Origin of the sequence: Clostridium boliviensis, assembly GCF_033342255.1 — a bacterium.
GTDB lineage: Bacteria > Bacillota > Clostridia > Lachnospirales > Lachnospiraceae > Lacrimispora > Lacrimispora boliviensis.
Window position 1 is genome coordinate 1 of record NZ_JAWONS010000164.1, and the last position, 872, is coordinate 872.

Sequence of the window (872 nt, forward strand, 5' to 3'; positions counted from 1 at the left end):
CACTTGCCATTCATTTCGACACGCGTTTGGTACTCACAGTTATGAAAACGGTACGGATTTGCTTACTCTGAAAGCTCTTCTTGGTCATAAATCTTTGAATTCTACCACGATTTATGTGCAGTTAGCCTCCAATGGTGTTGGGGGTGCTTTAAGTCCTTTTGACTGTATGGAGGTTTTTCCTCATGCATAAAATCCAGGAAATATTTCAATCTTCTTATTCCGAATACTGTGATCTTTACAATCCAACGGAAGTTCAAAATAAAGCGGCTTTATCTATTATGAATTGTAAGTCAGGAAATCTTGGATGCAACATTTCTATCTGTGAAGACTGTGGTCATTCAGAAATACATAATAATTCCTGCCGCAATCGGAATTGTCCTTGTTGTCAGTCCATACTGAAAGAACTTTGGATTGATGCCCGTAAAACGGAAGTGATTGATTCGCCTTACTTCCATGTCGTATTTACCTTGCCTGCTGAATTAAATCCTCTTATTTATTGCAATCAATCCCTACTTTATTCTCTGATGCACAAATGTGCATCAGAGACACTATTAGAGTTATCTGCTGACAAAAAATATCTGGGAGCTACTCCTGGTATCATTCAGGTACTTCACACCTGGGGGCAGAAACTAAATTTTCATCCTCATATTCACTGCATTATTACTGGAGCCGGATTAACTAAAACGAAACAGCTGCGAAAAAGTCAAAAGAAGTTTTTTATACCCGTCAGAGTATTAGGAAAGATGTTCCGTGGGAAATTCCTCAACCAGCTGCAATTACTGAATGAAAAGCATAAACTTCATTTCCCCAACCAATGCCCTAAGCTAAAGAATTCCTACGAATGGAATGAATTCACATCATCTTTATATGAT

At 38.2% G+C, this 872-nt stretch carries 2 protein-coding genes; both read left to right on the forward strand.

All coding sequences use genetic code 11. The features are described 5' to 3' along the window. Positions 1-190, forward strand: a 190-nt coding sequence (locus tag RZO55_RS10420) for a tyrosine-type recombinase/integrase (protein ID WP_318064217.1), incomplete at its 5' end; no start/stop codon positions are given. After that, positions 183-872: IS91 family transposase (locus tag RZO55_RS10425; RefSeq protein WP_318064218.1), on the forward strand; the 690-nt coding region annotated here is incomplete at its 3' end. The genes RZO55_RS10420 and RZO55_RS10425, both read left to right, overlap by 8 nt.